Genomic DNA, 23062 nt, shown 5'->3' with positions numbered 1-23062 from the left:
GCTCGGGCAGTGACGTGATCCGGATTAACCACAGTGCTAATCTGGGGAGGCTGTATTGATGCTATTTTCAGCAAACTCCATACATGTCCATTACCGTCCATCGTGTTAAGGCTTTAAACCTGTGACGCTTTTATATGTTGTCCTTCTCGCGGCGCTGGCAGTGGTGTGCTCGCCCGTCGCGGTCAAGGTACTTGATCGAAAAGCAGGATGGCCGCTGGCGGCCATCTTCGTCGTGGCGGCGGGACTGATCCTCCGAGAAATTCCCGCGATTTCCAGCGGGAATGGCATCGAGTACCAGCTGACCTGGGTCGCGGACTTCCTCGCGCCCGGGGTGGACGCTGGGGTCTCGTTGCGCGCGGATGCCCTCGGCGCGTTCTTCGCGCTGCTGGCGCTTGTGATCGGGGCTGTCGTCTTCGTCTATTCCGCCGCGTACCTTCCCAAGCACCAAGGCAACGTCAGCTTCTACACGCTGATGACTGCTTTTACCATGTCGGTGCTCCTGCTCGTGCTGGCCGACGACGTGATCGTCCTGTTTATGGCCTGGGAGCTGGTCTCGCTGGCCTCGTTCATGCTGATTGCGCGCTCCGGCGCCACCGGTGAACCGGGCTCGCAGCGCACCCTCGTGCTGACCTTCATCGGCGGCCTGACGCTGCTGACGGCCGTGGCCATCGCCGCCACCGCCGTGGGATCGACCAACCTGCACGCCATCCTGACCTCCCCTGTCTGGGCCGAGAACCAGGCGCTGACTGTCGGGGTCGCGGTGCTCATCGCTGTCTCCGCCTTCACCAAGGCCGCGCAGTTCCCGTTCCACTTCTGGCTGCCCGAGGCCATGGCGGCCGCCACGCCGGTCTCCGCGTTTCTGCACGCCGCCGCCGTGGTCAAGGCGGGCATCTACCTGCTGATCCGTTTCTCGACGATCTTCCACGACGTCGCGGTCTGGAACTGGCTGCTGATCGTCGTCGGCATGGGCACGGCCATTATGTCCGCGCTCTTTGCCGTCCAGAAGACGGACCTGAAGAAGCTGACCGCTTATTCGACGGTCTCGCACCTGGGCTGGATCGTGGCGACTATCGGCGTGGGCACCCCGTTTGCCATCGCCGCCGCCGTCGTCCACACCCTGGCGCACGCGCTGTTTAAGTCTTCGCTGTTCATGCTCATCGGCGTCATCGACCACGAGGCCGGCTCCCGCAACATCAATGACCTGGGCAAGCTGTGGAACAAGATGCCGTTCACCTTCGTCTCCGTGGTCATCGGCGCGGCCTCCATGGCCGCGGTCCCGCCGCTTCTGGGCTTCGTGTCCAAGGAGGGCATGCTCACCGCCTTCCAGGACGCGCCCATTGGCAATGCCGGGGTAGTGGTCCTGCTGATTGCCGCCGGCATCGGCGCGCTGCTGACGTTTACCTACTCGGCGAAGCTCGTCTTCGGCGCCTTCATCGACGGCGACAAGGACATGTCCGGCGTCCACGAGGCCCCGGTATCCCTGTGGCTGCCGGCCGCCCTGCCCGGACTCATGTCCGTGCCGCTGGTCTTCGTCCTCGGGCTTTTCGATGCCCCCTTGGACAACATCGCCGCCGCCGTCGGCATGGAACACCACAGCCACCTGGCGCTGTGGCACGGCATCAACGTGCCGCTGGTTATTTCCGTGGTGGTGCTGGTGCTCGGCATCGCCGGCCTGGCCGTGCGCCGCCCGCTGTGGTCCGCCCTGGAGTCGCGGGAACTGCTGCCGACCAACGGCAACCAGCTCCTGCACGGGGTGCACAAGCTCAGCGAGGGCATCGGCCGCGTCTTTGCCTCCCTGGCCGCCACCCACAACCCGTCGCGCCACCTGCTGCCCATCGTTTTGCTGGTGGTCCTGCTGGCGGCGGCGACGCTGTTCGGCAGCGAGGGCATCGACGGCGAAGCCCTGGCCCCGCGCGTCGACGGCCTGGACAACCCGTGGGACCTGCTGCCGCTGGGCATCATCGTGCTCTCGATGTTCGGCCTGGTGCGCACCCAGAACCGCCTGACCGGCGCGGTCATGGTCGGCGCGGTCGGCGTCGGTGTCACCCTGCAGATGTTCCTGCTGGGTGCCCCGGACGTCGCCCTGACCCAGTTCACGGTGGAGGCCCTGTCCGTCATCGTGATGATGATGGTGCTGCGCTACCTGCCGGAGAAGTTCGAGCCCGTGCGCAACCCGCGCCGCCGCTACGGCTCCGTGGTGGTGGCCGTGCTGGCTGGTATCACCGCCTTCCTCGGCGTGTGGACGCTCATGGGCCGCCACGAGCGCTCCGACCTGGCCGAGTGGTACCTGAACAACGCCCCGGACATCACCGGCGGCGACAACGTCGTGGCCACCATCATCGTCGAGTTCCGTGCCCTGGATACGCTGGGCGAGCTGTCCGTGCTGGGCATGGCCGCCGTGGTTATTGCCGCGGTGACCTCCACGCTGCCGCGCTTCCCGTTCTCGCCGGGTACCCGCCCGGCCCCGTTCGGGCAGTCGCAGCTGAACTCCGTGCCGATGCGCAAGGCCCTGCAGATCGTGGTGCCGATCCTCGTCATCATGTCCGTCATCGTCTTCTTCCGCGGCCACAATGCCTCCGGCGGCGGCTTCCCGGCCGCCCTGATCATGGGCGCGGCCATCGGCCTGACCTACCTCTCGCGCGGCCGCGACGAGATCGTCTTCGGCCAGATGGCGCCTATCCGTCTGACCGGTATCGGCATCATCATTGCGCTGCTGGCCGGCTTCATCGGCTACCTGGCCGATCCGAGCGGCTTCCTGGTGGCCATCCACGGCGAGGCCCTGGGCCAGCACTGGACCACCTCGCTGATCTTCGACCTGGGCATCTACCTGGCCGTGCTGGGTATGCTCACGATGGCCATCAACGCCCTGGGTGGCTACCTGCGCCCGGGCACCGAGCGCGAGTACCTGCCGTGGGTCCACGACGACGACTCCGTGCTCACCAACACCCCGCAGGCCACGATGGACGACATCGACGACCCGTACCCCGACCCAATCAACCCGGCGCAATCGCCGAAGCCGGTGCTTACCCGCTCGCGGCGCGGCGCCCGTAAGAAGGGGGAGAAGTAAATGATTCTGGCTTTGACCATCGCCATCTTGATCGGTGGGGCCGTCTACCTCATCCAGCAGCGCGGCCTCGTGCGGATCGTGCTCGGCATGATGTGCTTCGGCCACGGCGCCAACCTGACGCTGCTGGCCACCGGCGTCTACTCCTTCCGCGGGGAGGCCTTCCCGTCGCAGACCCCGCCGGAGCAGATGGCGGACCCGCTGCCGCAGGCCTTCGTCCTGACCGCCGTGGTCATCTCCATGGCGACCGCGACCATCCTGCTCACCCTGGCCGCCATGGGCCCCAACGACGACACCGATGCCGCCGACCCCGTCGACGACAACACCGTCGACCACCCGTTCTCGACCCTGGGGCGCGACGCGCACAACCAGGACATCCGGCAGCGCTCCGACGAGGCGGTGCGCCGTATCCAACACGCGCGCGACGCCTACGAGGACGTCTACGAGACTCAGCAAGCTGCCGCCGACCGCACCGCGAAGGAGGGCTAGGCACCTATGTACAACCTAGTAAGCCAAATGCTGCCGCTGTTTCCGGCGGTACCGCTCATCGCGGCGGCCTTCGCGCTGCTGGCGCCCTGGCGCCCGGTCCGCGACGCCATCATGCTGGTGGTGCCCGCCGTCGGTATCTTCGCCGGCCTGGGGCTGCTGGCCTACACAGTTAACAACGGCCCGGTGGCCCACAACGTGGGCATGTACCCGGGCAACGTGGCCATCCCGTTCGTGGGGGATTCCTTCTCCGCGATCATGCTGACCACCGCGATGATCGTCTCCTTCGGCGCGAACTGGTTCGCTATCGCCGGCGGGGAGACCAAATCGCGCTACTACCCGTCGCTGACGCTCATCCTGCTGACGGGCGTGGCCGGCGCGCTGATCACCGCCGACCTGTTCAACTTCTTCGTGTTCATCGAGGTTATGTTGCTGCCCTCCTACGGGCTCATCACGATGTCCGGCACCTGGGCCCGCCTGGCCTCGGGCCGCGCCTTCGTGCTGGTGAACCTGTTCGCCTCCACGCTGCTGGTGGTGGGCGTGGGCTACATGTACTCCGTGACCGGCTCCGTCAACATCGCCGCCCTCAACGGCGTGGCGGCCGGCAACGGCCCCGCCACGGTGGCCGCCGGACTGATCATCATCGCGATTTCGGCCAAGGCGGGTATCTTCCCGGTCCACACCTGGTTGCCGCGCACCTACCCGGGCACCTCCGCCGCGGTCATGGGCTTGTTCTCCAGCCTCCACACCAAGGTGGCGGTCTACATGCTCTACCGCCTCTACGTCCACCTCTTTGACTTGGACGCGCGCTGGGGCGCCCTCATCGTCGTGGTGATGATCCTGTCGATGGCCGTCGGTTCCTTCGGCGGCCTGGCCGAGGCCACCATCCGCCGCGTGCTGGGCTACCAGATGCTCAACGGCATGCCGTTCATCCTCATCATGCTGGCGTTCACCGCCGCCGATGGGCAGCGCGCGCTGGCCGCCGGCATCCTGTACACCATCCACCACATGATCACGGTCGGCTCGCTCATTCTGGCCTCCGGCGCCATCGAGGAGACCTACGGCACCGGCCGGCTCACCAAGCTTTCCGGCCTGGCCCGCAGAGACCCCATCATCGCCTGGATCTTTGCCGCCGGTGCCTTCTCGGTGGTCGGCTTCCCGCCGTTTTCCGGCATGTGGGGCAAGGTCATGTTGGTCGTGGAGATCGCCCGCAACGGCAACGGCTGGGCGTGGGCCGCGATCACGGCCATCGTGGTGGCGTCCTTCGCCGCCTTCCTGGCCATGCTGCGCGTGTGGCGTAAGGTCTTTTGGGGCCGCCAGCTCTCCCAGGACGAGGTCCCGGACGAGTTGGTCATCCGCAAGAAGCTCATGGCGCCGTCGGCGGCGCTCATCCTGGGCTCGCTGACGATGTTCATCCTGGCCGGCCCCGTCATCGACTTCACCATGGCGGCCGCGGGCGACCTGCTGGATACCGGCAGCTACATCCACGCGGTGCTGGGCGATGATGCCGTCGCGTTGCCTAACCCGTCCGTTCTGGAGGGAGGAGCATAAATGCACGTCGTAACGTATATCCTCTGGTTCATTAAGGAGATCTTCGTCTCCGGTTTCCAGCTCGCGGCCTGCTCGTTCAAGGCCGACACGGGCTACCACCCGGTCATCGTCCGCTACCCGCTGCGCGTAACCAGCGGCTGGGAGCTGTTCTGGCTGACCTCCTCGATCACCGCCACGCCGGGCACCCTGTCGCTCGGCCTGCGCGAACCCCCGCGGGAGGGCCTGCCGCGCATCGTCATCGTCCAGGCCGTCCTCGGCGATGACCCCGCGGAGGTCCTGGCCGGCATCGCCGAGATGGAAGAGCGCCTGGCCCCGCACGTCAAGGAACTCGACTACGGCGTGCCCGGGCAGGGCAGCGCCACCGAGGCCGACCCGGCGTTCTACGAGTACCCGCTCGAGTCCGTGGGCCGCTACCTGCGCGCGCCGGAGCTGGCGGAGACGGAGGACCAGCCCATCTCCGAAGACGAGACCCTGGCCACCCGCAGCTGGCGTCGCCAGCAGAAAGGCAAGGACGTGTAAATGTTTGACGTATCCGCTTTTACCGCTTTCGACTGGTTGGTTGCCGCCTGCGTGTTCATCATGGGCCTGTGCGTTTTCGCCGCGCTGGTGCTGACCCTGCGCACGCGCGACGAGCTCACCCGCGCGGTGGTCGCCGACCTCATCTTCTACGGCATGCTCGCCATCTTCCTGGCCCGCTCGACCATCGTCTACTCGTCCATCGCCTACGACATCGCGCTGCTGGCCGCCATCGCCGGCGGCGTGCTGCCGACGCTGTCGATGGCCCGCATCATCTCGAAGGGAAGGCGCTAACCCCATGGCTATCTACGAAATTGTGGCGTCCGTACTCGTTGTCGTCGCCACGGTGCTGGTTGTGGCCACCACCGTGGCGGTCTGGCGCGCGCCGGACGCGCTGACGCGGGTCAACCTGCTCGGCCCGACCATCTGTCTGGCCATCCCGCTGCTGCTCGTGGCTAAACTGGTGGTGGACTTTTCCACGGAGGGCTTCGACTTCATGTCGCTCATCAAGGCGCTCGCCGCCTGCTTCGGCGTCTGGATCATCGGTGCCATCGGCTCCTACTACATGGGCCGCTCGATCTACGGCGTGACCATCACCGACGTCAAGCACGCCCTCCGCACCCAACAGCAGCAGAAGCAGCAGTAGAGCACAGGAAGGTTTGAACCCATGAAACTCGTGACCGCCATCGTGAAGCCGTTTACCCTGCCGGAGATCCGCGAGGCCCTAGGCCAGCTGGAGGTCCACGGCCTGACCGTGACCGAGGTGCAGGGTTTCGGCCGCCAGCGCGGCCACAGCGAGGTCTATCGCGGGGCGGAATACGCCACGGACTTCGTGCCGAAGGTCAAGCTCGAGATGGTCGTGGCTGACGATGCCGCCGCCGAGGTCATCGACGCCGTCGTCGACGCCGCCTACACCGGCAAGATCGGCGACGGAAAGATCTGGGTCAGCCCGGTCGAAGAGGTCGTCCGCGTGCGCACGGGGGAGCGGGGAGAATCCGCCCTCTAGAACTGCGGGACAACGCCTATCAGCGCGCGGTCGAGCTCCTGCGCAGCCTGCCCGTCCCGCCGGGCTGTGCGCTGGCCGCCACGGGTTCTTTCGCCCGCCGGGAGATGACCCCGCGCTCCGACCTGGATCTTATGCTGATGTGTCCGGATGACGCGCCCATCCCGGACGCCACCGATATCTGGAACCCCATCTGGGACGCGGGCTACCACCTGGATTTTGCGGTGCGCACCCCGCGCGAGTGCGGCGAGATCGCCGCCCAAGACACCGCCGCCGGCCTGTCCCAGCTGGAACTCACCCACGTTTCCGGCTCCAAAATGCTTGTCGATGCCGCCCGCGCCCGCCTCTATTCCTCCTGGCGGCGCCAGCTCCAGCGCAACTTCGACGCCTTTATCGACCTAGCCATCCGCCGCTGGCACCGCTCCGGCTCCGTGGCGACGATGACCAAGCCCGACGTGAAGAACGGGCGCGGCGGCCTGCGCGATATCCAGCTTTTGCGTGCGCTCGCGTTGGGTAACCTCTGCGACGCGCCGGACCTGAGCGCTGAGACCCGCCTACTGCTCGACGTGCGCACCCTGCTGCACGAGCATGCGCGCCGGCGCCGCGATGTGCTGGATCCGGAGTTCGCGGCATCGGTAGCCGCGGAGCTGGGGTATGCGGACCGCTACGAACTGTCCGCGACCCTGGTGGATACCGCCACGCGCGTCGACCGCGCGGTGGAACGCGGCCTCGCCACGGCCCGGGGGCTGGTGGGCAAGCGGGGAGCGCACTCGCCGCGGCGGCCGCTGGACCTCGACGTCATCGATAACGGCGGCTATATCACGCTGTCGCGCCACCCCAACCTGGAAGACCCGGCCCTGGTCCTGCGGGTCGGGGCGGCCGCGGCCCGCACGGGGCGCCCGGTCGCCGCGGGGGTCTGGCACACGCTGCGCGAACTGCCGGACCTGCCGGAGCGTTTCACCGCCGCGGCCACCGATGACTTCTTCGCCTTGTTGTCCTCGCCGGCCAACACGCCGCGGGTCATCCGCCAGATGGACGCGCACGGGCTGTGGGAGAGGATCGTGCCGGAGTGGTCGCACATCCGGGGGCTGATGCCGCGCGAACGGGTCCATACGCACAGCATCGACTACCACAGCCTGGCGACGGTGGCCCGCTGCGCCGAGGACCGGACGACGGTCGCGCGGCCGGACATCTTGCTGCTGGCGGCGCTCTACCACGACATCGGCAAGGGTTATGACCGCCCGCACGCGCTGGTCGGGGCGGAGATGGTAACGCGCATAGCTGCGCGCCTGCGGCTGAACCTGGCCGATAGGTCGCGGGCGCAGACGCTGGTCGCCGAGCACACCACCTTGTCGCGGCTGGCCCGCACCATGGACCCGACCTCGGACGCGGCCCGCGACGCGCTCCTGGCCGCCTGCCACTACGATCAGCTCACCGTTTCCTTGTTGGCGGTGCTCACGCGCGCCGATGCCGAGTCCACCGGCCCCGGCGTCTGGAACACCCGCCTGGAGTCCGCCGCCGGACTGCTGAGCCGCCGCGCCCGCGAGGCCCTGGTGCCGCAGCCGCACGTGCGCCCGCGGGTGCCCGCTCCCAGCGAGTTGACGGTCACCCGGGACAGCGACAACCAGCTGCTGACGGTGTCGTTGCACGCGGACCAGGCAGGCATCGTCGAGGCCCTGGCCCTGCTGGCCGCCCTGGGGTGGACGGTGGTGACCTCGCGCATGGAATACACGGGCGGGGCGCTGGCCGCGGAGTTTTCCGCGCGCACGGTGCAGGAGTCCTGGGAGGACGCCAGCGATATCGACCGCTTCTTGCAGGCTTACAAGTCCGGCGTGCACTCGCGCCTGCCCCAGGTTGCCGGCGGGCACACGACGGCGATGTTCAACGCGGAAGGCCTGCTGGAGGTGCGCACCGTCGAGCGGCGGGCGGCGCTGGGCACGCTGATTGCCCAGCTACCCGAGATCGAATGGATGGAGCACGCGGCGTTGGGCGCGACGATGATCGTGACCATCTGCCTGCGCGGCAATCCCTATTCGGGCCTGAGCCGGGCCGCGGTGGTCGCGAATGTGACCGCGGCCCTGTCGAGCGACTAAGCTGGGGGAGTTAATAGATAACCCCTAGATAATGGAGAGCCAAGAAACGTGTTTGAGTCATTGTCCGATCGCTTGCAATCAGCCCTTAAAGGGCTGCGTGGCAAAGGCAAGCTGACCGAGGCAGACATCAACGCCACCGCGCGCGAAATTCGCCTCGCGCTGCTGGAGGCGGACGTCTCCCTGACGGTAGTCCGCGGGTTCATCAAGCGAATCAAGGCGCGCGCGGCCGGTGCGGAAGTCTCCGAGGCACTCAACCCGGCCCAGCAGGTCATCAAGATCGTCAACGAAGAGCTGGTTGAGATCCTGGGCGGCGAGACTCGCCGGTTGAACCTGGCGAAGAACCCGCCGACGGTCATTATGCTCGCCGGCCTGCAGGGTGCCGGTAAGACCACCCTGGCCGGCAAGCTCGCCAAGCACCTGGAAAAGGACGGCCACACTCCCATGCTGGTGGCCTGTGACCTCCAGCGCCCGGGCGCGGTCCAGCAGCTGCAGATCGTCGGTGAGCGCGCCGGCGTGAAGACCTTCGCCCCGGACCCGGGCACGTCCCTGGACTCCCACGACCACGAGATGGGCACCTCCCACGGGGACCCGGTGCAGGTCGCGCGCGACGGCATCGCGGAGGCGCAGCGCGCGCAGCACGACGTGGTGATTATCGATACCGCCGGCCGACTGGGCATCGACGAGACCCTGATGACCCAGGCGCGCAACATCCGCGACGCCGTCAACCCGGACGAGGTCCTGTTTGTCATCGACTCGATGATTGGTCAGGACGCCGTCCAGACCGCCGAGGCCTTCCGCGACGGCGTCGACTTCACCGGCGTCGTGCTGACCAAGCTGGACGGCGACGCCCGCGGTGGCGCCGCCCTGTCCATCCGCGAGGTCACCGGCAAGCCCATCCTGTACGCCTCCACGGGCGAGAAGCTCGCCGATTTCGACGTCTTCCACCCAGAGCGCATGGCCAGCCGCATCCTGGGCATGGGCGACATGCTCTCGCTCATCGAGCAGGCGGAGTCCACCCTCGACCAGCAGAAGGCCGAGGAGGCCGCGGCCAAGATGGGCAGCGGCGAGCTGACCCTGAACGACTTCTTGGATCAGCTGCTGATGATCCGCAAGATGGGGCCCATCGGCAACCTGCTGAAGATGATGCCCGGCGGCAAGCAGATGAACGAGATGGCCGACATGGTCGACGAGAAGCAGCTCGACCGCATCCAGGCCATCATCCGCGGCATGACCCCGGCCGAGCGCGAGGATCCAAAGATCCTCAACGCGTCGCGTCGCAAGCGTATCGCCAACGGCTCCGGCGTGAAGGTCTCCGACATCAACCAGCTCATCGAACGCTTCGAGCAGGCCAAGAAGATGATGACGAAGATGGCCGGCCAGTTCGGCATGGGCGGCGGCTCGCGCTCCGCGACGAAGAAGAAGCCCAAGGGCCGCAAGGGCAAAAACGACAAGCGCAAGAAGGGCAAGGGCGGCGGCCGCCAGCGCTCCGGGATGCCCGGTGGGATGCCGGGCATGCCGGGCGGTATGCCCTCCATGGAGGAGCTGCAGAAGATGCAGAACCAGATGGGCGGCGGTGGCATGCCGGGTATGTCCGGGATGCCGGGCATGCCCAAGGGCATGGAAAACATCGACCTCAACAACCTTGACTTCGGCCAAGGCAAGAAGAAGTAACTAGTAGTAGATTTCCTCCGCCGGCTCCGGCTCCGCTTCGACCTCTGGGACGAGCGGGGCCGGAGCTTCTTGCTGCTGCGGCTCGCCCGCCAGGAAGGGCGCGATGAGGTCCTCCAGCAGCGGCTTCATGGACATCGCGTAGGCGTTGGAGATGTGGTGCATGTCGCGGTAGACCATGACGTTGCCGATAACGACCGGGCACTTTTCTTCGTCGCAGTACCAGTCGGAGGTATCCACCGCGATCATGTTCGGCCACTGCGCCAGGATGCCCGCCGAAGGGTCGACCGGCTGGTAGTTCTGCTCGCGGGTCGTACCGCAGCCGATGGCGTCTTCGTTGGCCACGTAGCACTCATCGAACTCGATGGGGTTGAAGTTCTCGTCAAAGCCCCACGGGTTCTCGCGCAGGCCCAGGAACGGGATCTCGTTGTCGGCCAGGACTTCCCAGAAGCGCTCGTAGCCGGCCGGCACGACGTCCGGGCCGGTGCCGTGCTCGCCCATCGGGCGCGTGGTATTCGAGATGACCAGGTCGGGGTCGGCATCGAGGATGCGCTCGGTGGCCAGCTCGGACCACTGGGCGCAGTCCGGGGTGACGGTGAGCTCGTCGCCCAGCTCAATGGGGCAGTCCTGGCGCAGCAGCGGCACGACTTTGAAGTTCATCTCCTTGCCCAGTGAGTCGATGGCGGAGGCGTATTGCTCCGCGTGGGAGCCGCCCACCAGGTAGACCTCGACGTCGGAATCCGGGTCGCCGAAAATACACGGGTTGCCGTCCTTGTCGATCTCGAAGAAGGAGTCGCCGGGCTCGGTGTCTGGGACGAAGCAGTGCTGGTAGGCCACCGGCGGGACCATGCTGCCCACGCGCACCGGGTCGGGCTTGACCGGCTGGTTATCCGGCACGTCCTGGCCCATCAGGGCCATCACGCCGGGGTAGAGGGCCGGGTCCAAGTACTCGGCCTCCTCGCTGTCGAGGGTCGACTTGAACCACGGGTGCACGGACAGCAGGGCGATGACCAGGGCGGTCGCCGCCACGCCGCCGGCCGCGCGCAGGGCGCCGACCTTTTCCCGCATGGTCGCCAGGGCCTTGTTGACGGGCATGTCGTCGGCCAGCGGGCGCTTGCGATGCTGCCGCAAGGGGGCCTCGATGAAGCGGTGGGTGGCATCGGCAAGCACGAGGGACAGGGCGATGATGATGGCGCCCAGCCACCAGGCCGGGCGATCCATGCCGAGCGCCGAGGTGGACAGGATGAGCAGCGGCCAGTGCCACAGGTAGAGGGAATAGGCGACATCGCCGAGCCAGCGGGCCGGCTTGGACGCCATCGCGCGGGAGATGCGGCCGCCCCCGCCGATGATGATGAGGACGGCGCCGCCCAGCGGAATCAGGGACAGCGGGCCCGGGTAGGCGGTGGAATCCGCGATGGCCGCGCCGGTGAACATCAGCAGCAGCAGGCCCAAGCCGGTGACGACGTCGGACAGGCGCTGCGGGATGCGGATGCGATGGCCGTAGATGGCGAGCACCGCGCCCAAGGTCAGCTCCCAGGCGCGGGAGAAGGTCGAGTAGTAGTTTTCCGGGGTGCCAAAGAAGCCGAAGCGGCTGGCGTAGGCGAAGGAGGCGATGGTGACCACGATGAGGATCGGGCCCGCCACCGCGTTGACCTTGCTGGACCGGCCCCGCCAGCGCATAACGGCGCCCAGAATCAGGGCGAAAGCGATACCCAGCAGGTAAAACTGGCCCTGCACCGACATCGACCACATGTGCTGCAGCGGGGAGGTGTCCGCCGCGGCGGCCGCGTAGTCGGCGTTCTGGGAGGCTAGCTCCCAGTTCTGGTAGTAGAGCATCGTGGCTGTGATCTGCTGGGTCAGCTCGATGCGCATCAGCTGCGGCGTCCAGAAATACACCAGCAGGTAGGTCACCGCAATGACCAGTGCGAGGGCCGGCACGAGGCGGCGCAAGGTACGCCAGATGGGCCACCAGGGGTTAAAGGTGGCGTTCGGCTTTGTCACATAGCGCAACTGGGAGCCGAGGAAGAAATAGCCGGAGAGCAGCAAGAAGACGTCCACGCCGCCGGAGACACGACCGACGAACACGTGGTAGATAACCACCAGACCGATGGCAATACCGCGGAGACCGTCGAGGTCGTACCGGTACTGAAAACTGCGTGGGGAATCCTGTGACATAAACTCTATTCGCGTTTCATTCTTTGACGTGCGACTTTGGCCCGAGTCTGCGGGCACGGACGCTTAGTAGGTTACTCTGTCCCAGCCTAGAGTCCACATCAACGTGCCCTACGGCGCGTTGGGATTTCGTTTTTCGGGGGTTTATCCAGTAATGTGTCTAGGGTTGCTGCGTAAACCCGTTCCCGTCTACGGTCGGCCGGTAGTCACGCGCAGCTAAAAACCCAAGGGTTGAACCGGCCCGCCGGCAAGCGGCGGGTGTCTGAACTGCCCAGTGACTTAAGTAAAGGAGCCTCACATGGCTGTCAAGATTAAGCTGCAGCGGTTGGGCAAGATCCGCACCGCTCACTACCGCGTTGTCATCGCGGATTCCCGCACCCGCCGCAACGGCAAGGTTATCGAGAACATCGGTATCTACCAGCCGAAGCAGGAGCCGTCCCTGATCGACATCGATTCCGAGCGCGTTCAGTACTGGCTGTCCGTCGGCGCCCAGCCGACCGAGCCGGTTCTGGCACTGCTGAAGGTTACCGGCGACTGGCAGAAGCACAAGGGCCTGCCGGGCGCCGAGGGCACCCTGAAGGTGGCCGAGGAGAAGCCGTCCAAGCTGGACCTGTTCAACGCTGCTCTGGCTGAGGCCAACAACGGCCCGACCATCGAGGCCATCACCGAAAAGAAGAAGAAGGCCAAGGAAGAGGCCGAGGCTAAGGCTGCTGCCGAGAAGGAAGCAGAAGAGAAGGCCGCCGCTGAGGCTGCCGAAGCCGCCGAGGCTGCCTCCGAGTCTGAGGCCGAGGGCGAGGCTTCCTCCGAGGAGTCCGCTGAGTAATCCTCAGTAGCTTTCATCCCGCCAACCCCGCGAGGTTGGCGGGATTTTTCGTTTTGGCACGCCGAGTAGGCGCTACGGACGTGGTCCGTGGCGCCTTTTCGCGTGTTTCGGCTGGGCGTGCTCCCGGTGATGTCTCCTCGCAGCTTGGTCTCGCGGCTCTGCTCCTTCGGCTGACCCCGTGCCAGCCGTCAACCGTCAGCCGTTAGGTGCCGCCGCCCCAGGGCGGGTCCCATGTCACCTTGCCGTTTCTTCGGTTGACCCTGCCGTGTCTGGGGTAGGTGGGGTCGTCATCGTTCCAGGAATTATGGAACTCGCACAACAAGGTGAGGTTCTCTTGGTTGGTTTCACCACCATCGACCCACGGGTGGATGTGGTGGACCTGGCACTCATCCGCCGGTTTCCTACAGTTCGGCCAGGCACAGGTGGTGGTCTCCGCCTTCGCCATGTCTTTTTGTTTGGGTGAGGCGTGGCGTTGGTAGCGGTATTGGTTGACCGGACCCCGCCTAGGGTCCACCAGGGTGGCCAGGCCCGCGTCCCACAGGCATTGGCGGACGTACTCGGCACCCGTCATGGTGGTCCCGTTGGTCAGCTGCAGGGTGATTTCGTCCCCATCGCCGGACAGGATACGAACCCAGTCCGGCAGGGAGATGACCACGTGCGTGGCCTTCGGCTGCTTGTTCAGCCCGCCGCTGAACAAGGCTTCCACGTCGGGGATGGTCTTAATCGACGCCCAGAGGTTTTCCACCAACTCCGGATCACCGGTAACAGAAAAAGTGCTGGGGCCGTCTTTGCGGCGGGTCACGCGCACGCCTTCGGTCGGCGGTGCCGGGCGGTTAAGCTCCAGGACTTTCTGGTTGGCCAACCGGCGCAGCTGCTTGGTGGTGCCGGGGGTGTTGCACAGTTCTATGAGCATTGCCCAGGCCTCGCCCTGGTTGCGCACCCGGCGGAAGGCGTTGTCCAACACCAGCAAAGTATCTAGATGGTGTCCCTGGGCGGCGGCCGCCTTTCTCGCGGCGGCTTGCTTGCGCGTATACGTCGTGTGCCCGAAGAACGTCTGGCACGCGCGATGGTGCGCTGCGGCGGCAACATCCGACATGACAGCCTTCAGGGCAGGCAGGCTCAGCTCGCGGCACAGGCCCAGATACTGGATCCCGTCCGCGAAGATTGCGTGCGCTGCTTTCAAAGTGTCCATGGCTGTCGTCGTCATGCCCCACACGCTAGAAGCACACGTCAACCCCTACAAGGCCCGGAAACCCGATCTGTGGATAACTCAGGCCAAAGTAACCATCCTGCACGGACCCCGAAACAGCCGAAAACGCCCGTTTTTACGGCGCCACCTGCCTAAGGGCCGCAAAATAGAGCAACGTAACCAGGTAGCCGCAGGGAGGCATCGTTAGGCACAAAAATGGCCCCCGCACCGGGCGGGGGCTGTGGATAATGCCCACCGAGGCGCGGGCACGCGAACAGGAGGAAGCGCTAGTAGTATCTACTAGTCCAGCAAGGCTTTGTGTACTGTTGCGAAGACGTGATCGGCTAGCTGCAGTTGTGTCGACTCCTCGAGCGTGGACAGGTGGCTTTCGAGGCACAGATGCGTGAAGCCGTGCAGAGTGGACCAGGCGCTGATGGTGTTGTGGAGGAGCCGCTCCTCGGACAGCGCGGTGCCGGCCTCGGAGGCGTAGGCGGTCATGGCGCTGCGGTAGGCGAGGAAGGCCTCGACGTGCGAGTGCGGCAGCTGGTGGCGGTTGGCTAGCTCCGCGGGGGACAGCGCCTCGGCGTTGCTGAGCGTGGCGCTGAAGGCGGTGGCGAAGGTCGTGTCCGCGATGTTGAGCATGCAGCGAAAGAAATTGGGCTCCTCGCGGGAGAAATTGAAGTAGGCCCAGGCGGCATCGTGAAGCGCTTGGCTGGCGGTGGTGGTGCCGGCGCCAAAGCTGTCGAGCGCGCCTTGGATGCGGCGGACTAGCTCGCTGATGGCGGCCTTGGCGACGGCGTGCTGGAGCTCGCCCTGGTTCTTGAAGTGGCGGTAGGCGGACGTCGGGGAAACGTCGGCCTCGCGGGTGACCGCCCGGATGGTCACGGCAGAGGGGCCTCCGCGCTTGCCGTACTTGGTTGCAATGCGTAGCAACTCGTTGTACAGGTCACCGTGATGGTAAGGCTTCGATCGCTGTTCCACCCTCGCCACGGTATCACTGAATTTTTATCCAAGAACTGTCTCGCGTAGTGAGAAGGCGGCGCATGGGGGTGAAAAGTCTTTATTTATTGGCGCGGATTTTCTCCCGTGTGCATCATGAGTAGCATGACGGCAGGGGCGTCACCTTTGTTTTTCTCCGCGGGGCAATCGACCCGGTGCGGCGCGTAGGCAGGGAGGTGGATCACAGTGCCGGGGGTGACGGCAGCGGACTGACCCTCGAATCCAAAAGTGACTTCTCCGGCCAAGCACTGCACCGTAATGGGGTGGGCGGCCTTGTGATCGGGCAGGGACTGGCCGGGCAGGAAGCTGAATAGGATGAGGTTGACGCCGTCGGCGGTCAGTACGCGGCGGACTCCGGGGCGGGGCCGGGAGGCATCGCTGGGCGGGGCGAGCTCGAGCAGGTTGAGGTGGGTCAGTGTGCCCTCGGCCGGGGTGGCTTCGCCGAAGGTCTCGGGGCGGTTAATCGGTAGGTGGTCCATCGGTGTCCAGTCTAGCGAGCGCGCCAATTAGTATGGTGCGTATGGATTTGATGATTGGCCGCGTCGTGAAGTCGCACGGGGTGAAAGGTGAGGTCGCGGTGGACGTGACCACGGACGACCCAGACGCCCGCTTTGCGGTGGGTGAGGTGCTGCAGGGCAAGCAGGGAAACAAGGAGCACACGCTGACTATCGCGTCGGTGCGCCCGCACCAGGCGCGCCTGTTGGTGCGCTTCGAGGAGATCCCGGACCGCACCGCCGCAGATTCCCTGCGGGGCACCAAGTTCTTCGCGCCCCCGCTTGACGATGCCGACGACGACGGCTTCTACGAACACGAACTGTTGGGCCTGCGCGTCATCCACGACGGCGCGGACATCGGCGAGGTCACCGCCCTGCAGCCCGGGGTCGCGCACTCGCTGCTGGAGTTTAGCGGCGCCGAGGGGCGCACGGGACTTATCCCGTTCGTGGAGGAAATGGTCCCGGAGGTTGACCTGGAGGCGGGGACCGTGACGGTCACCCCGCCGGAGGGGCTGCTGGATCTATGAGGCTCGACGTAGTCACGATCTTCCCGGAGTATCTGGAGCCGCTGCGCCACGCGCTGCTGGGTAAGGCCATCGAGCAGGACCTGCTGCAGGTCGGCGTCCACGACCTGCGCCAGTGGGCCACGGACCGGCACAAGTCGGTGGATGATTCCCCGTTCGGCGGCGGTCCGGGCATGGTCATGAAGCCTACGGTCTGGGGCCCGGCGCTGGACGATGTTGCCGCCGGCACCGGTCCGGCCGCCACCGCCGCGCGCTTGGAGTCCTCGCTGCCGCACCTGAACCGGGCCCGCCACGACGAGCTGGAGGGCATCGAGGCGCGCCCGTATGCGGGCGACGGCGCCCCCGGCGAGGAGGACGACCGCCCGCTGCTTATCGTGCCGACGCCGGCGGGCGAGCCGTTCACGCAGGCGCACGCGCGGGAGTTTTCCCGCGAGGACCACATTGTTTTTGCCTGCGGGCGCTACGAGGGCATCGACCAGCGCGTCATCGACGACGCCCAGCGCCGCTACCGGGTACGCGAGGTCTCCATCGGCGACTACGTGCTTATCGGCGGCGAGGTCGCGGTGCTGGTGATCGCGGAGGCCGTGGTCCGGCTGGTGCCGGGCGTGCTGGGCAACCAGCGCTCGCACGAGGAGGATTCCTTCTCCGACGGGTTGCTGGAAGGCCCCAGCTACACCAAGCCGCGCGTGTGGCGGGAGCTTCCGGTGCCGGAGGTGCTGGCCTCGGGCGATCACGCGAAGGTGGACCGCTGGCGCCGGGAGGAGTCGCTGCGCCGCACCCGGGCCCGCCGCCCGGAGCTTTTGGAAGGTGCCGAACTCAGCGAAGCCGACCGCGCCTTCCTGGCAGGCCTCGACGCGGATGGGGAGGCCCAGTAGGCATGGAGGTATCTACCGATCTGTCCGTCCTGGTGGGCGAGGAGGAGCTGCGCGCATGCGTGCCCGCGATGCCCGCCGCCCTGGCCGAGCGCCGCGTCACCGTCAGCGACATCGCGGTCGAGGTCGTCGACGCCGAGTGCGCGGCGGACAACGTCCTGGTCCGCGAGTACGTCTGGAAGCACGGCCAGGAGCCGGTCGGGCTGGTGGTGTGGCGGGTCATCGTCAACGCGGAGACCACGCTGGCGCTGCCGAAGGTGACCCAGGCGGTCGCGGAGACGCTGCCCGCCGCGGCGCTAAGCTACGGCACAAGCGAAATCGGACACACCGAGTTTGGCCTGGGCACGACCCTGGCGTACTCGTCGTCCCGGTAATTTAGATTCTTAGTAGAAGAGGTGTTTTGTGAATATTGCAGCCACGATTGCTGCGGAATTGAACGTGCGCGTCGACCAAGTCGAGGTCGCGCTCAAGCTCATGGCGGAGGGCAACACCGTGCCCTTCATCGCCCGCTACCGCAAGGAGGCGACCGGCGGGCTCGACGATGCCCAGCTGCGCACCATCGAGGAGCGCGCCACCTACCTGCGCGAGCTGGAAGAGCGCAAGGAAACGGTGCTGGCGGCCATCGAGGAGCAGGGCAAGCTGACCGACAATCTGCGCGCCCAGATTGTGGCCTGCGAGTCGAAGGCCCGCCTGGAGGACCTGTACCTGCCCTACAAGAAGCGGCGCAAGACGAAGGCGGACATCGCCCGCGAGGCCGGCCTGGAGCCGCTGACCGATAAGCTCATCGAGAACCCGGCGACGGACCCGGACAAGCTGGCTGAGCAGTTCGTGACCGAGGGCTTTGCCGAGCCGAAGAAGGCGCTGGAGGGCGCTCGGGCCATCCTGGTGGACCGCTTCGCCCTCGATGCCGACCTGGTCGGCCAGGTGCGCGAGAAGTTCTTCGACGACGGCGCGCTGGGCGCCCAGGTCGTCGAGGGTAAGGAGGCCGAGGGAGCGAAGTTTACGGACTACTTCGACTTCTCGGAGCCTTTCGACTCGCTGCCGTCGCACCGCATCCTGGCGCTGCTGCGCGGCGAGTCCGAGGGCGTGCTGCACCTGAACCTGGACGCCGGCGAGGACGCGGCTTACGAGGGGATCATCGCGGATCGCTTCGACCTGGATACCTCCTCGGCCTGGCTGGCCAACGCGGTGCACTGGGGCTGGCGGACCAAGCTTTACGTCTCCTCCAGCCTGGACGTGCGCATGCGGCTGAAGGAGCGGGCCGAGGAGGGCGCGTTGCAGGTATTCGCCACGAACCTGCGCGACGTGCTGCTGGCCGCCCCGGCCGGCCAGCGCGCCACCCTGGGCCTAGACCCGGGCTACCGCAATGGTGTGAAATGCGCGGTCGTGGACGCGACCGGCAAGGTGTTAGATACCACCATCATCTACCCGCACCAGCCGCAGAATCAGTGGTCGCAGGCGGTTAAGGCGCTGGCCACCTGGTGCGCGCAGCACTCGGTGGACCTGATGGCCATCGGCAACGGTACCGCCTCCCGCGAGACCGAGAAGCTGGCCGGCGAGGTCGCTGACCTGGTCGCCCAGGCCGGCGGGGCGCGGCCCACACCCGTGGTGGTCTCCGAGTCGGGGGCCTCGGTCTACTCGGCCTCCCCGCTGGCGGCGGAGGAATTCCCGGACATGGACGTCTCCCTGCGCGGGGCGGTCTCGATTGCCCGCCGCCTCCAGGATCCGCTGGCCGAGCTGGTCAAGATCGACCCGAAGGCCATCGGCGTGGGCCAGTACCAGCACGACGTCAACCAGACCCAGCTGGCGCGCACCCTGGACGCGGTCGTCGAGGACGCCGTCAACGGGGTAGGGGTGGACCTGAATACCGCCTCGGTCCCGCTGCTGGAGCGCGTCGCCGGGGTGAACTCCACCATCGCCGGTAACATCGTGGCCTACCGCAACGAGCACGGCAGCTTCGCCAGCCGCAAGGAGCTCAAGAAGGTTCCGCGGCTAGGGCCTAAGGCCTTCGAGCAGTCCGCCGGCTTCCTGCGCATCACCGGCGGCACCGACCCGCTGGATGCTTCCGCGGTGCACCCGGAGGCCTACCCAATCGTGGCGGCGATTGCGAAGTCGACGGGGCTGGGCATCGGCGAGCTGATTGGCAACAGCCGGGTGTTGAGCGCGCTGAACCCGCAGGACTTCGCCGACGAGACCTTCGGTGTGCCGACGGTGACCGACATCATCGCGGAGCTGGACAAGCCGGGCCGCGACCCCCGCCCGGAGTTCAAGACCGCCACCTTCCGCGAGGGAGTAAACAAGGTCTCCGACTTGACCCCTGGCATGATCCTGGAGGGCACGGTCACCAACGTTGCCGCCTTCGGCGCCTTCGTGGACGTGGGGGTCCACCAGGACGGGCTGGTTCACGTGTCCGCGATGAGCCACAAATTCGTCTCCGACCCGCACGAGGTGGTCCGCTCCGGCGAGGCCGTCAAGGTCAAGGTCATGGACGTCGACGTGCAGCGCCAGCGCATCAGCTTGAGCCTGCGCCTGGACGACGAGCCCGGCCAGGACGGCAAGCCTGCTAAGGAAGCCAAGGGCGGTCGGGGCCCGAAGGGCGGCGGCAAGAAGCCGAACAAGCCGCGCGGCGGCAAACGCGGCCAGGCGGCAGCCCCGCAGGGCGGCTCCATGGCCGACGCGCTGCGCAAGGCCGGCTTCGGGCGCTAAGAAGCGCTGCCCGGGATGCGCCCGATGGGAACGACCCGGGTGCCATCCCACTGGAAGGTGACGTCCTCGGTGTAGTTCGGGGAGTCGGCGAAGCCGCCGCCGGCGGCATCGAGGGCCTCGTAGTCCTTGAAGCGGACCGTCACGGAGTCCTCGGTGCTGTCGATGACGGTGTGCTGCTGGGGCGGGTCGCTGCCGACACCCAAGAACTCGCCGTTGTGGAAGAGCATGAGCTGGGTCCCGTACTGCGCGTTGCCGCGCTCGGCCTGGAGGACCGTAGCCCAGGTCAGCGTCTGGCAGGGGTTGTAGTTGGTCTCGCCCAGGTATTCCCACCCGTAGCTGTTGGCGGGAAGCTTGTCGAGGTTGTCGTAAATCTCGGCGGCCTGAGTATCGACGGCGCAATCGGCGTCGTGAGGCGCAGCCTCCACGGCCGAGGAATCCGGTGCCGCCGTTGACGCCGGAGCCGACGTCGTCGAAGTCTCTTGAGCTGTCTCCTCCGCGGTCGAGGTCGGGGCGGTCGCGGAACTGGTAGAGCTGGCCGGAGCGCTGGCAGTATCGCTAGCAGGCTCGCTGGCAGTGTCGACGGAGTCGGGATTGCTGCACGCGGCCAGCAGGCCCACGCACGCGGTGGCAATCGCAGCGGTTACGGTGGCGGTGACACGGTTCTTCATAGGGCCAAAGTACCGCACGCCGGGATTTGGCGTGGCCTTTATGGTTGTGTCAAAATAGACAACTGCTGTATGTAACAGGCACGAACCGGCGCCTTGGCGCTAGGGTCCTCTGTCTTAAACTGAAAAGGATTCAAACAATGAGCAACATCATCGACAAGATCGATGCCGCGCAGATGCGCGACGACATCCCGGCCTTCCGCCCGGGCGACACCCTCGAGGTTGACGTCAAGGTCATCGAGGGCAGCACCGAGCGTACCCAGCTGTTCAAGGGCGTCTGCATCCGCCGCCAGGGCTCCGGCATCCGCGAGACCTTCACCGTCCGCAAGGTCTCCTTCGGTATTGGTGTCGAGCGTACCTTCCCGGTGCACTCCCCGAACCTGGCCTCCATCAAGGTCTCCCGCCGTGGCCGCGTCCGCCGCGCCAAGCTGTACTACCTGCGCGACCTGCGCGGTAAGAAGGCCCGCATCAAGGAGCGCCGCTAGTCGCTCCCCGCGCACCCAAAGCTCGTGGGTGCGCTCCACGCCGCCGGTTCCTCGGACCACTAAGTCCGGGCCGGCGGCGTTTTGTCATGTCGGGGCCGTTTCGGCGGCTGCCCGCGAGGTGCTCGCCGCCGCGGTCGGCATTGTTGATAGGATCTACTGCGTGAATTACGACAACACAGCATCAACCCCGACCCCGGATGAGCCCGAGCAGTCCCCGGCGCAACCGGTGGAGCAGGAAAAGAAGCAGCTGCCGTGGCTGGTGGAAACGGCTCTGATCGTCGTGGGCGTGCTGCTGGTTGTTGGCGTCGTGCAGACCTTCATCGGCCGCCAGTACGTCATCCCGTCGGCGTCCATGGAACCGACCCTGCACGGCTGCGAGGGCTGCACCAACGACCGGATTTTCACCGAGAAGATCAGCTACTACGGCGACAACCACCCCGAGCCGGGCGACGTCATCGTCTTCGAGGGAACCGACTCTTGGAATACCAACTACCAGTCGCCGCGCTCGGATAACTCGGTCATCGCGGCCATCCAGGAGGCGCTGAGCTTCGTCTCCCTCGCCCCGCCGGACGAGAACACGCTGGTCAAGCGCGTCATCGCGACCGGTGGGCAGACCGTGTCCTGCCAGGCTGGCGACCCGTCCGTCATGGTGGACGGCAAGCCCGTCAACCAGGATTACGTGATGGATCCGCCGACCTACCCAGTTGACGAGAACTCCGGCTCCGAGGCCTGCGGCGGTCCGTACTTCGGCCCGGTGACCGTGCCGGAGGGCAACTACTTCATGATGGGCGATAACCGCACCAACTCGGCGGATTCGCGCTACCACCTCGACGACCCCTACCACGGCACCATCCCGGACGAAAACGTGCGCGGCAAGGTAGCCTTCGTCTTCTTCCCGTTCGACCGGCTCGGCGGTGTCGATGACCCGGACATCCAGCAGTAGCCAGCCTGCGCGTTCACCCCGGCGTGATTTCCGGCGCGCGGGGGATCCCCGCCCGGATACCCGCCGGGCGGGGCAGCGGCCGGCCCAGGCGCCCCGCTACGAGGACGACGGCGCCAGCTGGTGGCGCGGCATGGCCCTGGCCGTCGTGGCGACCGTCGTGCTGCTGAGCCTCATCCAGACCTTCATCGGCCGGCTCTACGTGGTCCCGTCCGGTTCGATGGAGCCGACCTTCCACGGCTGCGCCGGCTGCGAGAACGACCGCATCGCGGTGGAGCGGGTCTCGTATTATTTCCAGGACCCGCAGCCCGGCGACGTCATCGTCTTCGCCTCCACGCCCTCCTGGGACGGCGAGTTCACCGTGGAGCGCTCGAACAACGTGCTGGCGCGCGGCCTCCAGAACCTGTTCTCCCTGGTCGGGCTGGTGCCCAACGCGGACAACATCCTGACCAAGCGCGTCATCGCCACCGGCGGGCAGACCGTGTCCTGCCAGGCCGGTGACCCGGCCGTGATGGTCGACGGTCGGCCGACGGATCAGTCCTTCGTGCTGAGCCCGCCGGTCAACGAGATCAACCCGCTGACCGGCTCGGAGGCCTGCGGCGGGGACCACTTCGGGCCGGTGACCGTGCCGGAGGACAGCCTGTGGGTGATGGGGGATTCGCGGACGAATTCGCTCGACTCCCGCGCCCACCTGGGCGATAACCGGCAGGGGACCATCCCGGTCGACAACGTCCGCGGCAAGGTGCGCGCGGTGGTCCTGCCGCTGGGGCGCGGCGGCATCGTCGAGCACCCGGACATCCTGGGGTAGCCGG

General features: G+C 66.6%; 22 protein-coding genes. 17 read left to right on the top strand and 5 right to left on the bottom strand.

Features of this window, described 5'->3' with window-relative positions; all coding sequences use genetic code 11:
- Positions 1-121: 121 nt before the first annotated feature.
- Genes VVS03_RS01815 through ffh form a run of 9 tightly spaced genes read left to right on the top strand, consistent with a single transcriptional unit; the run spans position 122 to position 10384 of the window.
- Positions 122-3067, top strand: a complete 2946-nt coding sequence (locus VVS03_RS01815) for a DUF4040 family protein (RefSeq protein WP_368533867.1) — start codon at positions 122-124, stop codon at positions 3065-3067.
- On the top strand, positions 3068-3553 hold the full coding sequence (locus VVS03_RS01810; protein WP_368519092.1) for a sodium:proton antiporter: 486 nt from the start codon (positions 3068-3070) through the stop codon (positions 3551-3553). It abuts the gene before it with no gap.
- Between the two features lie 6 nt (positions 3554-3559).
- On the top strand, positions 3560-5101 hold the full coding sequence (locus VVS03_RS01805; protein ID WP_368533868.1) for a monovalent cation/H+ antiporter subunit D family protein: 1542 nt from the start codon (positions 3560-3562) through the stop codon (positions 5099-5101).
- The gene (locus VVS03_RS01800) at positions 5102-5620 is read left to right on the top strand and encodes a monovalent cation/H+ antiporter subunit E (RefSeq protein WP_368519094.1); all 519 of its coding nucleotides are present in this window, start codon (positions 5102-5104) and stop codon (positions 5618-5620) included.
- Positions 5621-5911, top strand: coding sequence for a cation:proton antiporter (locus VVS03_RS01795; RefSeq protein WP_409338163.1), 291 nt, complete (start codon positions 5621-5623; stop codon positions 5909-5911).
- A gap of 4 nt (positions 5912-5915) precedes the next feature.
- On the top strand, positions 5916-6263 hold the full coding sequence (locus tag VVS03_RS01790; protein ID WP_368519095.1) for a Na+/H+ antiporter subunit G: 348 nt from the start codon (positions 5916-5918) through the stop codon (positions 6261-6263).
- A gap of 21 nt (positions 6264-6284) precedes the next feature.
- Entirely contained in the window at positions 6285-6623 is a 339-nt protein-coding gene (locus VVS03_RS01785) for a P-II family nitrogen regulator (RefSeq protein ID WP_368521680.1), read from the top strand.
- Positions 6611-8713, top strand: a complete 2103-nt coding sequence (locus tag VVS03_RS01780; protein WP_409338169.1) for a [protein-PII] uridylyltransferase — start codon at positions 6611-6613, stop codon at positions 8711-8713. Before VVS03_RS01785 ends, VVS03_RS01780 begins: the two co-directional genes overlap by 13 nt.
- Positions 8714-8761: 48 nt before the next feature.
- The gene (gene ffh / locus VVS03_RS01775) at positions 8762-10384 is read left to right on the top strand and encodes a signal recognition particle protein (RefSeq protein WP_368533869.1); all 1623 of its coding nucleotides are present in this window, start codon (positions 8762-8764) and stop codon (positions 10382-10384) included.
- On the opposite strand, the gene VVS03_RS01770 is transcribed toward ffh, so the two are convergent.
- Positions 10385-12556 (bottom strand): acyltransferase family protein, encoded by a 2172-nt coding sequence (locus VVS03_RS01770; RefSeq protein ID WP_368533870.1) that lies wholly within the window; start codon positions 12554-12556, stop codon positions 10385-10387. It abuts the gene before it with no gap.
- Positions 12557-12851: 295 nt separating this feature from the next.
- On the opposite strand from VVS03_RS01770, the gene rpsP reads away from it, so the two are divergent.
- On the top strand, positions 12852-13376 hold the full coding sequence (rpsP, locus tag VVS03_RS01765; RefSeq protein WP_368519099.1) for a 30S ribosomal protein S16: 525 nt from the start codon (positions 12852-12854) through the stop codon (positions 13374-13376).
- A gap of 202 nt (positions 13377-13578) precedes the next feature.
- Here the strand turns inward: rpsP and VVS03_RS01760 are convergent, their stop codons facing one another.
- The 3 genes from VVS03_RS01760 to VVS03_RS01750 all read right to left on the bottom strand — a co-directional run bounded on the left by VVS03_RS01760 (position 13579) and on the right by VVS03_RS01750 (position 16043).
- Entirely contained in the window at positions 13579-14583 is a 1005-nt protein-coding gene (locus tag VVS03_RS01760; protein WP_368533871.1) for an HNH endonuclease signature motif containing protein, read from the bottom strand.
- A 282-nt stretch (positions 14584-14865) separates the two neighbouring features.
- A complete protein-coding gene (locus VVS03_RS01755) occupies positions 14866-15546 on the bottom strand; it encodes a TetR/AcrR family transcriptional regulator (protein ID WP_368533872.1) in 681 nt (226 codons plus the stop codon).
- An 83-nt stretch (positions 15547-15629) separates the two neighbouring features.
- On the bottom strand, positions 15630-16043 hold the full coding sequence (locus tag VVS03_RS01750) for a cupin domain-containing protein (protein ID WP_368519102.1): 414 nt from the start codon (positions 16041-16043) through the stop codon (positions 15630-15632).
- A 41-nt stretch (positions 16044-16084) separates the two neighbouring features.
- Between VVS03_RS01750 and rimM the strand changes: the two genes are divergently transcribed.
- The 4 genes from rimM to VVS03_RS01730 are packed head-to-tail and all read left to right on the top strand — an operon-like array spanning position 16085 to position 20160.
- Complete coding sequence (rimM, locus tag VVS03_RS01745; RefSeq protein WP_368533873.1) at positions 16085-16585, top strand: ribosome maturation factor RimM; 501 nt, start codon at positions 16085-16087, stop codon at positions 16583-16585.
- A complete protein-coding gene (trmD, locus tag VVS03_RS01740; RefSeq protein WP_368533874.1) occupies positions 16582-17457 on the top strand; it encodes a tRNA (guanosine(37)-N1)-methyltransferase TrmD in 876 nt (291 codons plus the stop codon). The genes rimM and trmD overlap by 4 nt, the downstream gene beginning before the upstream one ends.
- Before the next feature lie 2 nt (positions 17458-17459).
- Positions 17460-17828 carry a hypothetical protein gene (locus VVS03_RS01735; RefSeq protein ID WP_368519105.1) on the top strand — a complete coding sequence of 123 codons (369 nt, stop codon included), beginning with the start codon at positions 17460-17462 and terminating at the stop codon, positions 17826-17828.
- Between the two features lie 28 nt (positions 17829-17856).
- Positions 17857-20160 carry a Tex family protein gene (locus VVS03_RS01730; protein WP_368533875.1) on the top strand — a complete coding sequence of 768 codons (2304 nt, stop codon included), beginning with the start codon at positions 17857-17859 and terminating at the stop codon, positions 20158-20160.
- On the opposite strand, the gene VVS03_RS01725 is transcribed toward VVS03_RS01730, so the two are convergent.
- The gene (locus tag VVS03_RS01725; RefSeq protein WP_368533876.1) at positions 20157-20828 is read right to left on the bottom strand and encodes an LppP/LprE family lipoprotein; all 672 of its coding nucleotides are present in this window, start codon (positions 20826-20828) and stop codon (positions 20157-20159) included. The genes VVS03_RS01730 and VVS03_RS01725 overlap by 4 nt on opposite strands.
- Before the next feature lie 137 nt (positions 20829-20965).
- On the opposite strand from VVS03_RS01725, the gene rplS reads away from it, so the two are divergent.
- The 3 genes from rplS (at position 20966) to lepB (VVS03_RS01710) (ending at position 23058) form a co-directional block, all read left to right on the top strand.
- On the top strand, positions 20966-21310 hold the full coding sequence (gene rplS / locus VVS03_RS01720; RefSeq protein ID WP_290222280.1) for a 50S ribosomal protein L19: 345 nt from the start codon (positions 20966-20968) through the stop codon (positions 21308-21310).
- Positions 21311-21536: 226 nt separating this feature from the next.
- Positions 21537-22253, top strand: coding sequence for a signal peptidase I (lepB, locus tag VVS03_RS01715; protein WP_368519414.1), 717 nt, complete (start codon positions 21537-21539; stop codon positions 22251-22253).
- Entirely contained in the window at positions 22231-23058 is an 828-nt protein-coding gene (gene lepB / locus VVS03_RS01710; RefSeq protein WP_409338344.1) for a signal peptidase I, read from the top strand. The genes lepB (VVS03_RS01715) and lepB (VVS03_RS01710) overlap by 23 nt, the downstream gene beginning before the upstream one ends.
- Positions 23059-23062 lie beyond the last annotated feature (4 nt).

Origin of the sequence: Corynebacterium sp. LK2537 (assembly GCF_040946485.1) — a bacterium.
Lineage (GTDB): Bacteria > Actinomycetota > Actinomycetes > Mycobacteriales > Mycobacteriaceae > Corynebacterium.
This window is presented reverse-complemented; position numbering and strand designations above follow the sequence as displayed.

What these genes read in the sequence shown, in the direction of transcription:
- VVS03_RS01810 (WP_368519092.1), top strand. Translation starts at nt 3,068, where the DNA reads ATGATTCTGGCTTTGACCATCGCCATCTTGATCGGTGGGGCCGTCTAC.
- VVS03_RS01805 (WP_368533868.1), top strand. Translation starts at nt 3,560, where the DNA reads ATGTACAACCTAGTAAGCCAAATGCTGCCGCTGTTTCCGGCGGTACCG.
- VVS03_RS01800 (WP_368519094.1), top strand. Translation starts at nt 5,102, where the DNA reads ATGCACGTCGTAACGTATATCCTCTGGTTCATTAAGGAGATCTTCGTC.
- VVS03_RS01795 (WP_409338163.1), top strand. Translation starts at nt 5,621, where the DNA reads ATGTTTGACGTATCCGCTTTTACCGCTTTCGACTGGTTGGTTGCCGCC.
- VVS03_RS01790 (WP_368519095.1), top strand. Translation starts at nt 5,916, where the DNA reads ATGGCTATCTACGAAATTGTGGCGTCCGTACTCGTTGTCGTCGCCACG.
- VVS03_RS01785 (WP_368521680.1), top strand. Translation starts at nt 6,285, where the DNA reads ATGAAACTCGTGACCGCCATCGTGAAGCCGTTTACCCTGCCGGAGATC.
- VVS03_RS01770 (WP_368533870.1), bottom strand. Translation starts at nt 12,556, where the DNA reads ATGTCACAGGATTCCCCACGCAGTTTTCAGTACCGGTACGACCTCGAC.
- rpsP (WP_368519099.1), top strand. Translation starts at nt 12,852, where the DNA reads ATGGCTGTCAAGATTAAGCTGCAGCGGTTGGGCAAGATCCGCACCGCT.
- VVS03_RS01760 (WP_368533871.1), bottom strand. Translation starts at nt 14,583, where the DNA reads ATGACGACGACAGCCATGGACACTTTGAAAGCAGCGCACGCAATCTTC.
- VVS03_RS01750 (WP_368519102.1), bottom strand. Translation starts at nt 16,043, where the DNA reads ATGGACCACCTACCGATTAACCGCCCCGAGACCTTCGGCGAAGCCACC.
- rimM (WP_368533873.1), top strand. Translation starts at nt 16,085, where the DNA reads ATGGATTTGATGATTGGCCGCGTCGTGAAGTCGCACGGGGTGAAAGGT.
- trmD (WP_368533874.1), top strand. Translation starts at nt 16,582, where the DNA reads ATGAGGCTCGACGTAGTCACGATCTTCCCGGAGTATCTGGAGCCGCTG.
- VVS03_RS01735 (WP_368519105.1), top strand. Translation starts at nt 17,460, where the DNA reads ATGGAGGTATCTACCGATCTGTCCGTCCTGGTGGGCGAGGAGGAGCTG.
- VVS03_RS01725 (WP_368533876.1), bottom strand. Translation starts at nt 20,828, where the DNA reads ATGAAGAACCGTGTCACCGCCACCGTAACCGCTGCGATTGCCACCGCG.
- rplS (WP_290222280.1), top strand. Translation starts at nt 20,966, where the DNA reads ATGAGCAACATCATCGACAAGATCGATGCCGCGCAGATGCGCGACGAC.
- lepB (WP_409338344.1), top strand. Translation starts at nt 22,231, where the DNA reads ATGACCCGGACATCCAGCAGTAGCCAGCCTGCGCGTTCACCCCGGCGT.